Here is an 18691-nt window from a genome sequence, read left to right as displayed (position 1 = left end):
TCATCCCATTTTTCATGTCAACCCGCTTTCGGTGAACGGTTACGTTCTGAAACTGCTCTGGCTTGATACGGGAGATGATCCTGGCGATGGTGTCGTGAACCGGCAATCCTTTAGTAAACAGACCATTACGTTGAAGCCATTCAAGATGAGCCTCGCCAAACATCTCGATATCTTCCCAGCCTTCTGCCCCACCGATGACAGCACAAACGGTCAGAAACAGCACATCGAAAAAGGGATACTCAATCTTTGTCGCTTGGCGAGGGTCTTTGAGGTCGGAGAAAATTTGAACAAAGGCAGCATGGTGGTTCAAGGCGAAACTCCCGTAAAAGGGAGTATAAGATCACAGCTCGATCTGCTGGTCAATCACACTCCGCTTGTTCAAGAAATGTTCGTGATCTCGCCCTGCTCCCTCCTCCCGTTTATTAAAAAAGGAGGAGAAGGGTCGGGGATGAGGGGCAGGGAAAAAGAGATTTCGCGGTAAACGTTGGGCTGCGCCTGCGAAGCCAAACATACGAGCCCCCTCACCCTAACCCTCTCCCAAGGGGAGAGGGGATAAAGCGGCATCAGAAGTATGATCGCCAGTCGTGTAGGTTCAATTAGCGAAGCGTAATCGGATAGCGGTAACGGCATTGCTCCCTTCTCCCATTTATTAAAAAGCAGGAGAAGGGTCGGGGATGAGGGGGAGGGAAAAAGAGATTTCGCGGTAAACGTTGGGCTTCGCTACGCTCAGCCACAACCTACACAATCGGTAGGTTGTGTGCTGAGCCTGCGAAGCCCAACATACGAGATAAACCTGTGAAACCCAATAAACAAGGTAATTTATTAAGTTTATTTCAGAATGCTGGATAATACTCCGCTGCTATTCATCATCCATATCATTAGAATAATATTAAGCACTACAGGAGTCCAATAATCAAATGCTTTTGGATTTTTAATTAGACAAATAATTATCGAAAATAACAGAATCGCATAAAGATATCCTTTGATGGTTTTGGATTTTATCCTGTACGCTTCATATGATGTAATACCAAGGCGCTGCTCCTCAGGATCTAATTCGTGCGTTGTATTGTAAAAACCCCATTGTTCCTTGGTTGGAGAATTCAGCAACATAGGGTTAGATATTGAGGGTGGTAACTCTACCCAGCATTCTTTGAAGAAACATGAATCTAAATTAAATCCAATTATATAGGAAACACTATCTTCCTCATAAGCATTAAGTACTACAACATTATTTTTTATGTAGTTGGAATCATTACTGACTCTATACATATCGCTAGTGATATAGTTAGATGAAAAAAACCTTCCGAGTGTTGTTTCTATCCCCCATGAAAATGCCATTCTACAAATCTCAGAAAATTCCATCTTTGAATTTAATACATACCGGTAAGTAGCATAAAAAACCAATAGAATATATGCATAAACTATACGTTCAGGGTGTGATGCAATAATTTCAGGCAATCCAGGTATTGATATTTTTGCATCGATGAACTTAATCTCTAATAGTTGATGAATAAAACCAATGGAAAATATAATTAATAATCCACGTCGACTTCTCGTAAATTCATCATCGAAGATTTCCTTTACCATCATTACACCCCTATCTAAAATTAAAACTTAAATATCAATGTGTTAATCAGAATGTATGTGAGGTATTCCCCAACCTCTCCGCCAATCCGGAATAACGCTCGGTCTTTTTCCGCACCGCTTGGGCCAGCAGGGCGCGATCGCCGTAGAGATCGAGCCGTGCCTTGGCGCGGGTGATGCCGGTATAGACCAGCTCGCGGGTCAGCAGCGGGCTGGGGCTGTCGGGCAGCACCAACACGGTATGGGCAAACTCCGAGCCCTGGGATTTATGGATGGTCATGGCGTAGACCGTCTCATGGGGCGGCAGCCGGCTTGGCAGGAGCGCCCGCAGGGTGCCGTCCGGCTGCTCGAACCAGACCTTCAAGCGGCCAGTTTCATCGGGCAGGCAGAGCCCCATATCGCCGTTGTAGAGGCCAATACCGTGGTCGTTGCGCACCACCATCACAGGGCGACCGGCATACCAGTCGCCATCGCGGGCAATCAGCCCGGCCCGTGAGAGGGCCAGTTCCAGCCGCTCGTTGAGCCCCTCGACCCCGAACGGGCCATCGCGCAGGGCGCAGAGGATCTGGAAGCCGTTGAATGCCTTGAACACGGCTGCGGGATCTTCCCCCGCGCGGGCCGCCTTCAGATAGCTGCCGTAACCGGCCACCCCCTGGGCAATCAACTCGTCGTAGGCCTCCCCCGCCCAGGGGTGCAGGCTGATATCGGCAAAGCCCGCGCCCCAGACAGCCTCCACCGCCGCCGCATCGCCGCCATTGCAGGCGCGCGCCAACTGGCCGATGCCGGAGTACTGATCGAAGCGCCAGCTCTTGGAGAGCAAACAGAGGCTGTCGCGCACCGGGGCCCCGGCAGGCGTGCCCTGCAGGCGGTAGCCGGTCTGGCGGGAGAGCCAGTCCGCCTGGGCGGGGCTGATGCCCTGCTCGATAAAGCTGCAGATATCGCCGAGCACGGCCCCCGCCTCCACCGAGGCGAGCTGATCCTTGTCGCCGAGCAGAATGAGGCGAGCATGGCTCGGCAACGCATCGAGCAGGCGCGCCATCATGGGCAAATCGACCATGGAGGCTTCATCCACCACCAGCAGGTCGAGGTGCAGCGGGTTGCCTTTGTGGTGGCGGAACTGGCTGCGCCCCGGAATGACCCCGAGCAGCCGGTGCAAGGTGCCCGCTTCGGTGGGGATGGCTTCCACCCACTCGGGGGGCAGGTCGAGGGCCTGCAGGGCAGAACCGATACTCTCGGTCAGGCGCGCCGCCGCCTTGCCGGTGGGGGCCACCAGCCGGATCGCCGGGGCCTTGCCCGATTGCAGACCGGTCTCCACCAGAATGGCCAGCAGCTTGGCCACCGTGGTGGTCTTGCCGGTGCCGGGGCCGCCGGAGATCACCGCAAAGGGGCGCGCCGCAGCGGTGGCCGCCGCCAGCTTCTGGCCGTTGCAGCAGAGCGCTTCGGGCACCAGTGCATCCAGTTTGCTCAGGTCGTTTGCGGCCTGCGCGCTGGCCAGCAGGGCCTCGATGGCGGGCCACTCCACCTCGTTCGGGAACACCAGGTCCAGATACTTCTCGATAAAGTGGCGGGCCGAGAAGTCGGGGGCGAGGCGGGCCTTGAGCAGGGCCCCGAACACCAGGCCGTAGTCGCGGGCAAAGAGGCGCGACAGGGCCGGGGCAATCTCCGGCCATTCGGCCCTCTCGCTTAACGCATGCAGATGACGGGCCACTCCCTGCTCGTGATCGTGGTAGCGGGTGAGGTAGAGACGGCCGTGCCAGAGCCGCAGCGGCCAGCGCGGGGCTTCCCCTTCATCTTGCTCGCCGCCAACCAGGGGGCTTGCCGCAAACAGGGTGGGCCAGCTCGCCGGATCCGCCAGGTCGGCCAGCAGATCCCGGCCCTGATCCGGATCCAGCCCGAACGGGCGCAAGGATCCGGCAGAGAGCATCTCCAGCGGCAGGCAGACATGGCCACGCCCCAACTCGAAGCAGGCGAGCGCCGCCCCCAGCACCAGCTCGGGACTGCCACCAAGGTCGGCCACCAGCTTGGCAAATTGCAGATCCAGCTGGCGGATGCGCCCCGCCAGCGCCAGGGCCTTGAGCCGTTCGATCATCATTGCGCTCTTCATGCTTCTACCCCGTTATCCGAAACTTGTGCGAGGGCGGGCGTAACCCCCTCGCTAAACAGCCGATCCAGCCCCAGCACCAATTCACGGCTGGGGCGAGTATGGAAAATCCCCCCCTGCGGCATGCCGCGCAGGAACAGATAGAAGACGCCGCCAAAGTGCTGCTCGAAGTCGTAGCCCGGCAGGCGCAGGGCGAGCAGCCGGTGCAGCGCCAGGGAGTAGAGCTGGTATTGCAGGTCGTAGCGATGCTCCACCATGGCCAGCTCCAGCGCCGGCCGGCTGTAGTCGGTCGGGCTCATGCCGAGGTGGTTGGATTTGTAGTCGAGCAGATACCAGCGCCCCTGCCACTCGAACACCAGGTCGATAAAGCCCTTGAGCATCCCCTGCACGGTGGCAAAGCTGAGGGGCTTGTTGCCCCGCGACAGCAGGTCGTACTGCTGGCAGAGGGCGGTCAGCGCCTGTGCCGTCACCCGCCCCATGGGCAGGAAGAACTCCAGCTCCACCTGCTTGCGCTCGGGGGCCAGATCCCGCAGCCGTACCGGCTCGCCAAAGCCGGTTTCAAGCGGGGTCTCCAGCACCGCCTCCACCTGCTGCTGCAGCACTTGGGCCCAGCTCTCGTCGAAGCCGTCCTGCGCCAGCAGGGTAGCGATATGCTGTGCCAGCGGCTCGCCTGCGACACTTTGAAAGTCGATGGTCTCGAACAGGCTGTGCAGCAGGGTGCCGGGGCGCGCCCCCTTCGGGAAGGTGAAGATGGAGGGCTGGGGCGCCTGCACTGGCTCTTCGGCCGCCAGCACGGCCGCCTCGGTCACTACCTCGTCATCGAAGCCGGGGTTGGCCAAGACACCCTTGCTGTGACCGTGGCCCTGCGCCGCCAGCCCGGAGTAGGAGCTGATCCACCAGTCCCGCTCAAGGGTGCCGCCAAAGCGGCGCACCTGGGGCTCGCCCAGTTGCTCCTCTTCGGCCGGCAGCGGGACCGGGCGGGTGAGCGAGGGCTCACCGACGGCCACCCCGGGCAGATCCTGGGCAAGCGCACTGAGGGCGGTGGCCAGGGTCGCCGCGTCCCCCTCCTCCCCCTTTTGCAGCAGATAGCCGATGGCGGTCTGGTGCAGGTCGGTCTTCTCCGACTTGCCGTTGCCGGAGCGCACCGGCGCCAACCCCAGCCAGGTGGCGTAGACCCCCCGGGTCAGCGCCACGTAGAGCAGCCGCAGATCTTCGGCGAGGCGCTCCTTGTCGGCCTCTGCGAGAGAATCCTCGGCGCCGGTGAGATCGAGAATGGTGCGATTGCCAGCCTCATCGGCCTCGTGATAGAGCGGGGTGTCGGCGCTGCGGTGGCTGCAGATAAAGGGCAGGAACACCAGCGGGTACTCCAGCCCCTTGGATTTGTGGATGGTGACGATCTGCACCAGCTTGCGCTCGGACTCCAGGCGAAGTATCTGCTCCGCATCCTGGCCGCTCTGGCGGTTCACCGCCTCCCCCAGCCAGCGCAGCAGGGCGTACTCGCCGTCCAGCTCGCTGCTCACTTGCTGGAGCAGCTCCCCCAGATGGAGGAAGTTGGTCAGCCGCCGCTCCCCGTAGGGGCTCGCCAGCAGGGAGGAGGCAAGATTGCGCCGGTGCAGCAGGGCCCGCAGCATGGCCAGCACGCCGCGTCTATGCCAGACCTTGCGGTACTCCATAAACTCCTGCACCGCGCTCTCCCAGGCCCGCTCGTCCGAGGCAAGCTCGTCGAGGGCCTTGGCGTCGAGATCGAACAATCCGGTGGCGAGCGCCGCCCGCAAACTTCTCTCCTCGCTCGGGTTCTGGCAGGCGTGCAAAATCAGCAGGATCTCCCGCGCCTCCACCTGCTCCAGCACGCTCTCGCGGTTCGACAGATAAACCGAGGCGATGGCGAGCCGTGCCAGCTCCTGCTGCACCAGCTTGCCCTCGGCGCCAGTGCGCACCAGCACGGCGATATCCCCGGCTTTCACCGGCTCACTGCCGATCAGCGCCTTGCCCTCGCGGGCCAGGGTCAGCAGTCGGTGGATCTCCGCCGCCGTGGCGCGGGCCATCTTGCTCTGGTAATCCCCCCGGTTGAAGGTGGGCTGGCCGGTGAGCTGCCAGCAGTGCAGCACAGGCGCAATGACGCCATCCAGCAGCAGTGCCTTGCTCTTGCCCTGCGCCTCCACCGGCAGGAAGGGGATATCCGCCTCGTAGATAAAGGGATCTTTGGCCCGCTCGAACAGACCGTTGACCGCCGCCACCAGAGCGCCGCTGGAGCGCCAGTTGCGCCCCAGAGTGTAGTGGGCGCTTACATTTCGCCGCGCCTGAATGTAGGTGAAGATGTCGGCGCCGCGAAAGCCGTAGATGGCCTGCTTGGGGTCACCGATCATCAACAGCGCCGTGTCCTGGTGGCCGCCGTAAAGCCGGTGGAAGATACGGTACTGCTGGGGGTCGGTATCCTGGAATTCATCGATCATGGCGACCCGGTAGGTGGCGCGAATGCGCTCACAGAGCCGCTCGCCAAGGGGGGAGTCGAGCGCCCCGTCGAGGTCTTTGAGCAGATCGTCGAACGAGAGCTGATGGGCCTGGCGCTTGCTCGCCTGCATCCGGCTGCGCACCACCACGGCGGCCCGCTGCAGGATAAGGTCGCGAATGCCGGGACGGCTCGCCAGCAGCGCGTCGATCTCGCTGAACAGCGGCAGGGTCGGCACCGCGCCCCCCTTCTTGAGGTTCTCCTCCAGCACCGTCTGGCCGAAGCGCTCCAGCTCCTTGGGAATGGCGTAGCCGCTCGCCTCGTCCTGTGCCCAGTCGGCTATCTTGGCGAGCCACCCCTCGTAGTTCTTGCCGGTGTAGCGGCTGATATGGCCATCGGTCTGGCGGCGGATCTCGTCCACCTGCGCCAGCCAGGCCGCTTTCACCGCTGCGATACGGGCCATGGCCGCCTGATGGCGGGCGGCCAGGGTCTCGTCCCCCGCCGGCGGGCGCATCTCCAGCTCGCTGTTGTCGAGCCAGCCGTTCATCTCCCGCAGCAGGGCGGCGGGGCTTGGCCAGAGCGCACGCACCGCGCTTGCCAGGGTTTTATCCACCGGATAGAACTCGGCGCGCCAGTAGTCGCTCACCGCCTGCAGCCTGAGCTGGCTGTCGTCGGTGAGAAATTCGGTTTCGAAGAGGGCGCCCGACTCGAAGGCGTTCTGTTTCAGCATCCGCTGGCAGAAGCCGTGGATGGTGAAGACGGCCGCCTCGTCCATCTGCCGCTCGGCGGCCAGCAGGCGGCGGGCCGCCAGTTCGTGATCCTCCACCTCCGCCAGCAGCTGGGCCAGCAGGGCATCATTGCTTTGCCCACGCATAAAGGCGAGGCGCGCCTCGTGGATGCGGCCACGGATCCGCCCGCGCAGCTCGGCGGTGGCCGCCTCGGTAAAGGTCACCACCAGGATCTCGGTCACCGAGAGCGGCCGCTCGTGGGCGCTGGGCTGACCGGCATCTTCGCCCTCTTCGATGAGCGGGCCGTGACCCAGCAGCAGGCGCAGATAGAGGCCGGCGATGGTGTAGGTCTTGCCGGTACCGGCGGAGGCCTCGATCAGCCGCTCGCCATGGAGGGGAAAACGCAGCGTATTGAGCGGGTTAGCCATGATTACATCATCTCCATGGTGGTCAGTAGCGGGGTCAGGTGTTCGCGGGCCAGCGCCTGCAACTGGGCCAGCACCTCGTCATCGAGTTCCGGGAAGCAGCGGGCGACGTAGACGTCCTGCCCCTCCCCCGTCACCATGTAGCCGCCGTTGAAGCGGGCGAGCGCCGCCTTGTCGGCGGCCTCCGGTTTCTCCGGATCCTTCTCGATCCCCTTGATCCACTCCCAGGCGGTGCTCGGGAAAAACGGCAACGGCCGCTTCATCCCCTGGGTCCAGAGGGCGACCAGGGCCGCCAGTCTGGGGCGGGCTTCGTCTGCCGGGAGCCTGGGCAGTCGCAGGCTCTGCTTGGCGTCAAACAGCAGGGTGTCGCCGGGGGCATCGCTCAATGAGAGGCAGAGGTGCTGGATCCAGCCCAGCAGCAGATCCTTGCCGTTGAAGCTGCCCGGTTTGACCACCAGCAAACGCCCCTGCTGGGTGTCGATCCACCCCTGCAGCTGGCCCTGGGTCAGGGAGATATCGATCTCCACCGCCTGTTTGTCCGCCTCATTGGCCGCAACCCAGGGGCGCAGTCTCTCCGCCAGCTTGCCCATCTCGGCGTCCAGATCATCCAGCAGCAGGCTGCCGAACCAGCCCTGGGGCAGCAGGCCGGAGAGCTGCAAGCGCTGGCGACGCGTGCTCACGCTATCGCTTCGCTCCGGGCTCTTTCCCTCTGCCAGATGGGCATCGAGCAGCAACGCCTTGAGCTGGTAGTGTTGCAGGCCGTCCAGCTCGAACGGCTCGCTATCCTCGATCTCGGCCTCGTCCAGCTCGAACCACACCTTGAGGCGGCGGTTGAGGAAATACTTGGCGGGCTGGCGATAGAAGCGCAGCAGCTCCGCCAGCTCCAGTCCCTGCTCCTTGCCCCATTCGGGAGGCAGCGGCAACTCGCTGCTCTGGAAGTTGGCGGCCCCGCGCTCTGGGTTCAGGGCCGGCAGCCAGTCGGCGGCATAGGTGAAGAGGCCGGAATTCGCCTCTGGATAGAAGTAGCTGCGGCTGTAGGGGGTGAGCGGGTGCTCCACGATCAGGTGTTCGAGCAGCCGCCGGCCTGAGGTCTCGTCATCGAGGCTCTCATCCCCCGCCAGCACGAAGCCCTGACGCACATAGTCGATGAGTTCGGCCAGCAGCACGGAGGGCACCTTCTCGCTGTTGTCCTGGGCGCTGAAGCCCTGATAGCTGATATAGAGCCCCTGCTGGGCGCTGAGCAGCGCCTCGAGGAAGAGGTAGCGGTCGTCATCGCGACGGGAGCGATCCCCGCGCCGGCCCGCCACCGCCATCAGGTCAAACCCCATGGGAGCCAGGGTGCGCGGGTAGACGCCGTCGTTCATGCCGAGCAGGCAGACCTGCCTGAAGGGGATGGAGCGCATCGGCATCAGGGTGCAGAAGTTGACCTGACCGGCGAGGAAGCGCTGGCTGGAGCGGGACTCCCCCAGCACGCTGCCGAGGTAATCCTGCAGCAGGTCGGCACTGATGGGCTGCTCGAAGCGGGCCTCGCCGAGCTGGGCGAGCCAGTCAGCCAGCTGGCTGCGAATAAGCTGCAGCTGGCGCTCTTCATCCTCGTCGGCCTGATAGAAGCGCTCCAGCAGCTCGTTGAGGCAGGCGATCCACTCGGGTAGCCCCTGCGCCTGTTGCAGGCGGGGCAGAAATTCCGCCAGGGAGTCGACAAACCAGGCGAGCTTGCCGAGCGCCAACCCCTGCTGGCCCTCGATATCGGCGTAGGGCAGGATCCCCGCCACCGGTTCGCCATCCCCCATGGCAAAGCCGAGCAGCATGCGGCGCAGGCCGAACAGCCAGCTGTTGCCACAGAGGCGCGGCAGATCGAAGCGCTCGGGGTAGCCGTCATCCAGCCCCCAGCGGATGCCGGTCTCCTGCACCCAGCGCCGCAGCTGGTTGAATTCGTCGTCATCGAGCTCGAAGCGACGCAGCACGGCGGGCACCTCGAGGATGGCGAGCAGCTCGCCGGCCCCCAAGCGGGCGTTGGGGAGTCTGAGCAGGGCGAGGAAGCTCTGCAGCAGCGGGCTCTCCTGACTCGCCGCCCGATCCGACACCGCGAAGGGGATCTGGCCTCTCGCCCCGAACACCGCCTGGATGTAGGGGCCGTAGCTGTTCACATCCGGCATCATCACCACCACGTCTTTCGGGGTGAGGGTGGGGTCTTGCTCGAACAGCGCCAGCAGCCGGTCGTGCAGCACCTCAAGCTCGCGCATCGGGCCGTGACAGGCGTGGATCTGCAGGGAGCCATCGGCAGGATCGATCGGGCTCTTGTGATGGCTGCTATCCAGTTCGAACTCGCCAGCTCCCCGTTCGGCCAGCTCCAGCACATCCTTCTGGATGGCGCGCAGCAAGCTGGTGTCGTCGATATCGACGAAAGCCTCGATTTGCGGGACCTCCAGCTCCATCAACTGATGCAGGTAGTCGCGCCCCAGCTTGCCCATGGAGGCGAGCAGCGGGTTGGCGGGGCCCTGCAGGGTGTCAAGATCGGTGCCGGGCTTGAGCTTGTTTTGAAGGCGCGCCAGGGTCTTGCGATCGAGCAGATCCCCCCAGTAGTAGCGGCAAGGGTTGGTGACGAAGAGGTGCACCTCCACCTCATCCCGGCTGCCGAGAGCCAGCAGCGCCTCCACGTAGCGCGGCGGCAGCGCCGAGATACCGAACACGAACACCCGCCGGGGCAGCCTGCCCGGCAGCTCAGCTGTGCACCCCAACTCGTGGATAAACTCCTCGTAGAGGTTGGCGCGGTGGTAGCCGCTGGGGGCCAGCGCCAGGGTACGGGCCACCAGCTCGCGCCAGAGCTCCGGCTGCCAATCCTGGCCGCTCACCCCGGCCAGCTCCTGACTCAATCCCTCCCCCTGCTCCCAGCGGGCGATCCAGTCTGGTCGATAGACCAGATACTGGTCGAACAGATCCGCCACCTTCTGGCAAAGCTGCCACAGCCGCACCTGCTCCGGCGCCTTGGCAGGATCCGCGTCATCCCCACTCCCCAGATAGGCAGCCAGCGGCGCAAAGGCGGGGCGGTCAAGCAGGGCGGGCAAGATGGTCATCAGCTGCCAGCTCATGGATCCCTTGTTGTAGGGGCTCTGACGAGGTACGTCCGCCAGCACCCGGGTGAACATCTCCCAGATAAAGCTGGCGGGCAGCGGAAAGTCGATATTGGCGGCAATGCCGAAGGCCTTGGCCAGCTCCAGCTTGAGCCACTGGGCCATACCCGGGCTCTGCACCAGGATCTGTTCCCGCTCGAAGGGGTGAGAGAGGGGCGCCTGCCGGATGCGACTCACCAGCAGCTCTTTGAGCAGATCCAGCTGATTGGAGTGGTAGAGGGTAAACATGAGCAATTCCCGCCAATGCAAAAGAGGTGTGATCGCGGGAAAACCTCAAGGATCCCCGCCACTTCAACAAGAATTGGGATTGTCGGGGATCGGGGGGGAAGATGCAAAAGGCACTTGTTGCCGCCGATCACGTCGTCATCACGAATGGCAAAAAGGCGTAGGTGGCGGGCATAAAAAAGCCGGTGCCGTTGCACCGGCCAAAAAGCATTGGAAAACTCGAACTGTCAGGGCATTACCAACTCTTGCCAAGGCGGGCATCCAGGCTGAAAGCGCCTGCACCTGCCGCCGCCAGGGCCAGGAAACCACCGGCGACCGAGATGTTCTTCATGAACATCAGCATCTGTATCTGATCAGCCGGTTGATAGTGGAAGATGAAGGCGGCCATCAGGGTGAAACCGGCCATCAGCACCGAGAGGCTGCGGGTGAACAGGCCCAGCATGATGGCGAGGCCACCACCCAGCTCCAGCAGGATCACCAGCGGCAACAGGAAACCGGGCACGCCCATGGCCTCCATATAGCCCTGGGTACCGGCGTAACCACCGATCTTGCTCCAGCCCGCCATCACAAACATCAGCGCCAGCAGTACGCGACCCACCAGCAGTGCCACATCTTTCATCTTGTCCATCTCAATCTCCTCGTTCACGCCGCATCAGAGCTGGCAACTTCAGGGTAGGTCAAATAACAGGGCCTGAGTGGCACTTGTTGCCACCAGCTCCCAACTTGATTCATCACGACTGAGCACCCCGTCGCCGGGTCGGGCAGCCAGACCGTTGGCGGTCAACTCCCCTGAAATCATCTGCAGGTAACCGTGCCGACCAGCCAGCTCCCAGGTGAGGGATTCACCGGGCTCAAGCTGCACGCGCCAGACCCGGGCCTGCTGGCGGATCCTGAAAGATCCATCCTCGCCATCCGGTGACGCCACCAGCGTCATGCCGGGCCTGGCCTCTATCTTCTTCTGTTGATAGCCGGGGGGCGTATCGTATTCGTTCGGCTCGATCCAGATTTGCAGCAGGGAGAGCGGCTCGCTCTGCGAGGGGTTGTACTCACTGTGGCGGATCCCGCTGCCTGCACTCATCAACTGGAAATCCCCGGCCGGGATCTGCTCGGCGTGGCCGAGGCTGTCCTTGTGCTCTATGGTGCCGGTCAGCACACAAGTCAGGATCTCCATGTTGGCGTGAGGATGGGTGGCGAAACCGCCACCCGGCGACACCAGATCCTGATTGATGACCCGCAGGACCGAGTGGCCCATCCACTCCGGGTCATAGTAGTGCCCGAACGAAAAACTGTGGCGCGCATCCAGCCAGCCAAAGTTGGCCTTGCCCCGCGCCTCTGCGGCTCTCAATTGCATCATGATGTGCTCCTCATCTCTGAAGGTTCGCCTTAGCGGGGGTTGCCACCGCCGATGCCGAACGGAATACGGTACTCGCTGCTGTCACCGGCCAGGCTGACGGTCAGGTTGCCCTGGGTGCGGCTCGGGATCTTCACCTGCTGGGTGCCGACCAGACTGGCGTGGACGGAAGCCAGCAGATCACCGGACTGATCGCGCACCTCCAGCATGGGGTTGGCCTTGCCATCCATCGCCGCACTCGCATGCCAGTTTACAAACAGCACGCCCGGGGTGGCGTTGAAGTCAGCCGGCACGGAAGCCTGGGCAAAACCTGCGGTCATCAGGCCTGCAACGGCCAGCATCTTGATTACGTTTTTCATGTTCACTCTCTTGTTTTATATGTCATTGCCAAGGCCGCTTTGGCCCGAATCAATGCATCCATGCAAGAGGTCATTCAAATAGTATGTTGTTCTTTCACCGACGTCTGACGTGCCCTTTGGGGCTGTCACAGCACTGAACTACCTTTTATTTGGTCACTTGGCGTTCCTGCCTAAGCGTTGATTGAATATTAAAGTTGCCTGGCCTAACTTGTTAGCGAGATAAACTGGCAAACATATTCAAAAAAATTGAAGGCAGGCTATGGCCAAGGAACTGAACAAGGAACGGGCGCTGACCCTGGAGGCGATCCGGGTGCTGGACGCCATCGACCGTCGCGGCAGCTTTGCGGCGGCGGCCGACGAGCTGGGCAAGGTGCCCTCGGCGCTCAGCTACACGGTACAGAAGCTGGAAGACGAGCTGGACGCCATGCTGTTCGACCGCAGCGGCCACAGAACCAAATTCACCCCGGCCGGTCGCATGCTGCTGGAACGGGGCCGGGTGCTCTTGGAAGCAGCCGAGCATCTGGTGGGCGAGACCCGGGCCCTGGCCCGTGGCTGGGAGACCGACATCACCATCGCCGTCGATGCCCTGGTGCCGGTACAGACGCTCTATCCCCTGGTGGAACGGCTGGCCGAGCTGACCGATACCCGGCTGCGGCTGCGGGCCGAGGTGCTGGCGGGCAGCTGGGAGTGTCTGGAGGATGGTCGCGCCGATCTGCTCATCTCCTCCCTCAATCCCGACATCATGATGACCGGCATCAAGCACCAGCTGCTCAGGGAGGAGGTGATGCTCTATGTCGCCCACCCGGATCATCCGCTCCACCTGGAAGCCGAGCCCCTGGCGGACGAGACCCTGCGCCGTTACCGCGCCATCGCGGTGGCCGATACGGCGCTGCGCAAACCGGTGCTTACCTACCGTCTGCTCGACAAGCAGCCGCGCCTCACCGTCAGCTCCATGAGCGAGAAGCGGGATGCCCTGCTGGCGGGGATTGGGGTCGGCACCATGCCGCAAAGCTGGATCGAGGAGGACATCAAGGCGGGACGACTCAAGGTGATCTGCCCCGAGTATCGCCATCAGCTGCAGGTGGTGCTGGCCTGGCGCCGCGATACCATGGGCAAGGCCAAGAGCTGGCTGGTGCGGGAGATCCCCAAACTGTTCCAGACGCAATAGGGGCAGTAGCGCTGGCAAAAACGAGAAAGGGGAGCCTCAGGCTCCCCTCTTTACGACTGGCTGTCGGTGATGGCGCTTACTGGTTCGCCTCGGCGAACTGTTTCATCGCTTCGGCATGCTTGGCCATGCCGTTGGCACGCTCGCCGAGGTTCTTGATAAACTCGGCCTTCTTGGCCGGATCCTCGATGCGATCATAACGTTGCTGCAGGTTGGCCTGGATCTGCTCCGGGGTCATGTTCTGCATGCGGGCCATGCGGTCGTGACGACCACCGTGGTGCTTGCCACCCATCATGCCGCTGCCATCCATCGGGCAGTCCACCATGGGACCCGGTTGAGCGGTCGGAGTTGCTTCACTGGCAGCATAGGCACCCAGCGGCAGGCCGAGGATCAGGGTAGCGGTCAGCAGGGTTTTGGTCAGCTTTTTCATGGTCTATCTCCTCTCGGGATGAATCGGGTTCGGCACTCTTGCCTTGTCCTCAAGTAAACACCCCTCTGGTGTCTGAACTTTGCCAGTATCACCCTTTTTTGTAGCAGAGTGTGGCATCTTGCTGATCTGGCACACTTTGACACAAACCCTGCAAGGGATTTCCGTATACTCGAGCCAACCCCAAGCAAGAGAGGCAGTCATGAATCAAGGCAGCACCCACATTCTGGTCGTCGACGATCACAGCGAGATCCGCGATCTTCTCAAGCGTTTTCTGGAACAGCATGGCCTGCGGGTCAGCTGCGCCCGGGATGGCAAGGAGATGAAGCGGCTGCTGGAGGAGCGCGAGTTCGATCTGCTGGTGCTGGATCTGATGATGCCGGGTGAAGATGGCCTGACCCTCTGCCGCGAACTGAGGGTGAAATCCAACATGCCCATCATCATGCTCACCGCCATGGGCGAAGAGACTGACCGCATCATAGGGCTGGAGATGGGGGCCGATGACTATCTGGCCAAGCCGTTCAACCCGCGCGAACTGCTGGCCCGGATCAAGGCGGTGATGCGCCGCACCCAGGCCGACACCCAACCCTCGCCCGAGACCCTGACCCGGGATCTGCGCTTTGATCGCTGGCTGCTCGATATCAACCGCCGGGAGCTGGTCGACGAGGATGGCGTGGGGCTGAGCCTCTCCACCGCCGAGTTCGATCTGCTCAAGGTGTTTCTGGAGCGACCGCAACGGGTACTGAGTCGGGATCAACTGCTGGATCTTGCCCGCGGACGCGAGGCGGTGGCGTTTGATCGCGCCATCGACACCCTGGTGAGCCGGCTGCGCCGCAAGCTGGAGCGGGATCCCAAGAATCCCGAACTCATCAAGACCATCTGGGGTGGAGGCTATATGTTCTCCGCCGATGTGACGCAGGTATAAGTTGATGGCCGCCTTCAAGCGACTCGGCTCGGGTTTGTGGCCCAAGGGACTGACCGGCCAGATCATCCTAGTGGCGCTGACCGGGCTGATCCTGATCCAGCTGCTCAGCATCCAGATCTATCGCACGGATCGGGAGGAGGCGCTCGGCTTCGTCAACAGCCGCAACGCCATGCAGCGGATCATCTCTGTGGTGCGCCTGCTCTCCCTCTCCCCCCCTTCGCTCTATGACGAGATCCTCAAGGCGAGCCGCAGCGAAACCCTGCTGCTACGTCTCTCGAATGAACCCTTGCGGCCGGACAATCGCAGCCCCCGCTTCGAGCAGCTGGTTCGCTCCCGCCTCAGCTATCCGGCCGGGCTCGATGTCGAGATCAGCGCCGAGCTGAAGCAGGATTCCCAGCGCAGCAAGGCGTGGGAGCACCACGCCCGCATGATGCGGGATCGCAAGGGGCCGCCACCACGGGACATGCGGCTCTACGGCTCCATCGAGCTGCCCCAGGGGGGCTGGCTGCAGTTCAGCTCCCTGGTGGACAAGGAAGCGGGCAGCTGGTCCTGGCAGACCACCCTCAACCTGATGCTGGTCGCCAGCCTGGTAATTGGCCTGATGGTGCTGCTGTTTCGCCGTGCCACCCGCCCCCTCAAACAGCTGGCGGCCAATGCCGATCGCCTCGGTCGCGGTGAGGACATCGATCCTCTCAAAGAAGAGGGGCCCATCGAGGTACGGGAATCGATCCAGGCCTTCAACCGGATGCACACCCGACTCGCTCGCTTCGTACAGGACAGAACCCGGATGCTGGCGGCTATCTCCCACGACCTGCGCACCCCCATCACCAGCCTGCGGCTGCGTACCGAATTTCTGGCCGACGGAGAGGACAAGGAGCGGATCCAGCAGACCCTGCAACAGATGGAGCAGATGCTGGCCGCAACCCTGAGCTTTGCCCGGGAAGAGGGACAGCAGGAGGCGACCCGGGAGCTGGATCTGGTCAGCCTGCTGGAGAGCCTGTGCGACGACTATGCCGATACCGGTCAGCCGGTCACCTGTCTGGCCGAAGGCAAGCAGGTCTACGCCTGCCGGGCCAACACCTTGCGCCGGGTGCTGCAGAACCTCATTGGCAACGCCATCAAATATGCCGGCAGCGCCGAGGTGTCGCTGGAACGCACCCGGGACGAGCTGCTGATCCGGGTCTGCGACAACGGGCCCGGGATCGATGAGGAGCATCTGGAAGACGTGTTCAAGCCCTTCGTGCGCCTCGACGAGGCGCGCAACACCGAATCGGGCAGTGTGGGGCTCGGCCTCTCCATCGCTCGCACCCTGGTACATCAGCACGGTGGGGAGCTGACGCTGCGCAATCGCTCGCAAGGAGGGCTGGAGGCCAGGATCAGCCTGCCGCTCTAACATTTGCCCATCATTGAGAAAACAGAGATAAAAAACGGGGTCGCCCCTCACAGGGCGACCCCGTTGCGTTGCACTCGGGATCAGAAGTTATAGGTCACGCCGAGGTTGTAACGACGGCCATCCAGCACAGTGCCATAGCTGCCGTAATCCACCGTCTTGTCGAACAGGTTGTAGATGCCAGCGGTCACATTCAGGTGCTTGTTCGCCTTGTAGACCAGACCCATGTCGAAGAAGGTGTAGGAGGGCGTGCCTTCCGCCATCTTGACCCGGCTCAGGTATTCAGAGGTTTCGCCACGGAAGTTGACCCTGGACCAGAGGCCAAGATCCTCTGTGGTCTGCCAATCAACGCTGCCGTTGAACATGTGGCGGGGCATCTGGTTCAGCGCATGACCGGCCAGCGGGCCGCTCTTCTGTTCGGACTGGGTGAAGGTGTAGCTGGAGCTGACCGACCAATCCTCGTTGATCGCCCACTCCATCATGCTCTCGACGCCGCGCATGTTCGCCTTGTCGACATTGATGCGATCGCTGATGAAGTCGTAGCTGTGACCATTGAGGGTGCAGGCGGGATCATTCTTGCTGGAACAGCGACGCACCTCGGAGATCTTGTTCTTGAAGTCGGTGTTGAACAGGGTCACACCTGCGTTGAGGCCCTGGCCGCCATCCCACAGCAGGCCGATCTCTTCGCTCACGCTGGTCTCCGGCTTCAGGTCCGGATTACCGACCAGCATGCCGTCCAGAGTGCCGCCCCCCGTGACCTGACCCCAGTTGGCCGCAGACATGCGCAGATCCGGCGAGCGATAGCCGGTAGAGACGCCCCCCTTCAGGGTCCAGGCATCATCCAGGTGCCATACCCCATAGAGACGCGGGCTCCAGTGAGTGCCGTAGTTTTGGTCCCGATCCATCCGGACACCGCCGGTCAGGGCAAACGTCTCGGTCAGCGACCACTCGTCCTCGACAAACAGTGCCCAGCTCCAGCGGGTCAGCTCACTGGCCGGGTTCGCCACCTTCAGGGTATTGCCCTGATCCTGCAGGTCTTCATAGCGATACTGGCCACCGACGCTCAGATAGTGATCCCCCAGAATGAACTGGGTATGGGTATCCAATATGGTGTTGGTCAACTCCATCTGGCGGCCCGGGTTGGTGTTGATCTCCTGCTGCAGGTAACTGCTGGAAGAGCCGAAATCATACTGGCCGGTATGCGTCAGTGCATAGTTGGTACGCTCATAGCGGTTGAGGCTGGGCTTGGCATTGTCAGCGACGGAGTTGCCCGGGGTGCGATCCCGATCCTGTAGGCTGCGACTGGCCTCCAGATCGAAACGGTTCTGCTCGTTGGGATTGAAACTGAGCACGGCGGTGCCACTGCGGGTTTCCTGCTCGGCAAAGCCTTGGGCGAATTTGTCTTCACCGCGATGGGCCAGCTGACCGTTGAAGCGCAGGCCAAGCACGTTATCGATCAAGGCACCGGCGGCGTAGGCATCGGTCTGGAAGATGTTGCCCGCATCCTTGTTCTCCTGGAAGGTAGAATCGGCGTGAACCGAGCCTTGCCACGCCATGCCTGTGGTCTTGCGGGTGATGACGTTGATAACGCCGCCCATGGCATCCGAACCATAACGGGAAGACATGGGTCCGCGCACCACTTCAATCCGCTCGATGGCCTGCAACGGCGGCAACCAGCCCTGCTCGATGCCGGGACCGTCGCTGTTGGGGCGGGTGCCGCGGCTGTCTACCTTCTTGCCATCGACCAGCATCAGGGTGTATTTCGAGCCCATGCCGCGGATGCTGATATCGCTGCTGCTGCCCCCACCTGTGATCACTACCCCGGGCACATCCTTCAACGCATCGGTAACATCGCGATAGGCGCGTTTTTCCAGCTGATCACGGGTAATGACGGAGATGGATGCAGCAGAGTCTTCAATTTTCTGCTGGAATCCGGAAGCCGTCACCACCATCACTTCGGACTCGGCGGCAAGGCCCTGCATGGAGAGCGTGGAGCAGATCAGCAAGGCAAGCTTGTTCGGTTTCACTGTTATCATCTTCTGGCCTGAACGTTTAAGTAGGAAAGAGGCGTATTCCCTTACTTCAGTCGTTACACCATCCCGGTCTCCTGCCAGGAAGGGGATAAATAAGGTTCATATGAAGAACAACTTATCAATCAGGCCGAATTGTAACTATCATTGCCACGAAGATCGAACAATAATCATTATCATTTAATGTTTTGTGAGCTCAATACGTAGCTAAACATAACATTATGTTTTATATGGATTATTGACGTTCTGGAGGGAACTGGGGAATCACAGCCGGAAGCGGCACGGGGTATCCGGTGAGTCAAGAATGGGCCAGTAAACCGGCCAAGGCTGCCATGGCGAGCGCAGTTGGAACTGCTGCACATATGCTAAATAGCAGACAATAAAAAACCCCGCTCAGTGAG

The 18691-nt window shown here is 61.6% G+C and carries 12 protein-coding genes and 1 pseudogene; 3 read left to right on the top strand and 10 right to left on the bottom strand.

What is annotated here, in order from left to right; genetic code table 11:
* Positions 1–34 precede the first annotated feature (34 nt).
* The 8 genes and pseudogenes from BN1123_RS20640 to BN1123_RS01285 form a co-directional block, all read right to left on the bottom strand.
* A pseudogene (locus BN1123_RS20640) lies at positions 35–310 on the bottom strand (ISAs1 family transposase); the annotation flags it as partial.
* Between the two features lie 518 nt (positions 311–828).
* Entirely contained in the window at positions 829–1587 is a 759-nt protein-coding gene (locus BN1123_RS21205) for a hypothetical protein (protein ID WP_231555596.1), read from the bottom strand.
* Positions 1588–1633: 46 nt separating this feature from the next.
* Positions 1634–3688 carry an exodeoxyribonuclease V subunit alpha gene (gene recD, locus BN1123_RS01310; protein WP_042024975.1) on the bottom strand — a complete coding sequence of 685 codons (2055 nt, stop codon included), beginning with the start codon at positions 3686–3688 and terminating at the stop codon, positions 1634–1636.
* Complete coding sequence (gene recB, locus BN1123_RS01305; RefSeq protein WP_042024974.1) at positions 3685–7290, bottom strand: exodeoxyribonuclease V subunit beta; 3606 nt, start codon at positions 7288–7290, stop codon at positions 3685–3687. Before recB ends, recD begins: the two co-directional genes overlap by 4 nt.
* Before the next feature lie 2 nt (positions 7291–7292).
* Positions 7293–10646 (bottom strand): exodeoxyribonuclease V subunit gamma, encoded by a 3354-nt coding sequence (gene recC / locus BN1123_RS01300; RefSeq protein WP_042024973.1) that lies wholly within the window; start codon positions 10644–10646, stop codon positions 7293–7295.
* Between the two features lie 232 nt (positions 10647–10878).
* Entirely contained in the window at positions 10879–11271 is a 393-nt protein-coding gene (locus tag BN1123_RS01295; RefSeq protein ID WP_042024972.1) for a DoxX family protein, read from the bottom strand.
* A gap of 39 nt (positions 11272–11310) precedes the next feature.
* Complete coding sequence (locus BN1123_RS01290; protein ID WP_042024970.1) at positions 11311–11997, bottom strand: pirin family protein; 687 nt, start codon at positions 11995–11997, stop codon at positions 11311–11313.
* A 29-nt stretch (positions 11998–12026) separates the two neighbouring features.
* A complete protein-coding gene (locus BN1123_RS01285; protein ID WP_026456758.1) occupies positions 12027–12359 on the bottom strand; it encodes a hypothetical protein in 333 nt (110 codons plus the stop codon).
* Between the two features lie 253 nt (positions 12360–12612).
* On the opposite strand from BN1123_RS01285, the gene BN1123_RS01280 reads away from it, so the two are divergent.
* Positions 12613–13521, top strand: coding sequence for a LysR family transcriptional regulator (locus BN1123_RS01280; protein WP_042024968.1), 909 nt, complete (start codon positions 12613–12615; stop codon positions 13519–13521).
* Between the two features lie 76 nt (positions 13522–13597).
* On the opposite strand, the gene BN1123_RS01275 is transcribed toward BN1123_RS01280, so the two are convergent.
* Positions 13598–13948: a hypothetical protein gene (locus BN1123_RS01275; protein ID WP_026456756.1), complete on the bottom strand. Its 351-nt coding sequence runs from the start codon at positions 13946–13948 to the stop codon at positions 13598–13600.
* Between the two features lie 199 nt (positions 13949–14147).
* On the opposite strand from BN1123_RS01275, the gene BN1123_RS01270 reads away from it, so the two are divergent.
* Together BN1123_RS01270 and BN1123_RS01265 are read left to right on the top strand one after the other, a co-directional pair.
* Positions 14148–14870 (top strand): response regulator, encoded by a 723-nt coding sequence (locus BN1123_RS01270; RefSeq protein WP_042024967.1) that lies wholly within the window; start codon positions 14148–14150, stop codon positions 14868–14870.
* A gap of 4 nt (positions 14871–14874) precedes the next feature.
* Complete coding sequence (locus BN1123_RS01265; protein ID WP_042024966.1) at positions 14875–16263, top strand: ATP-binding protein; 1389 nt, start codon at positions 14875–14877, stop codon at positions 16261–16263.
* A gap of 80 nt (positions 16264–16343) precedes the next feature.
* On the opposite strand, the gene BN1123_RS01260 is transcribed toward BN1123_RS01265, so the two are convergent.
* Positions 16344–18296: a ligand-gated channel protein gene (locus BN1123_RS01260; protein WP_042024965.1), complete on the bottom strand. Its 1953-nt coding sequence runs from the start codon at positions 18294–18296 to the stop codon at positions 16344–16346.
* Positions 18297–18691: the final 395 nt, after the last annotated feature.

Origin of the sequence: Aeromonas enteropelogenes, from assembly GCF_000819845.1 — a bacterium.
GTDB lineage: Bacteria > Pseudomonadota > Gammaproteobacteria > Enterobacterales > Aeromonadaceae > Aeromonas > Aeromonas enteropelogenes.
Note: the sequence above shows the minus strand (reverse complement) of the source record. Positions and strands in the feature narration are given on the sequence as shown.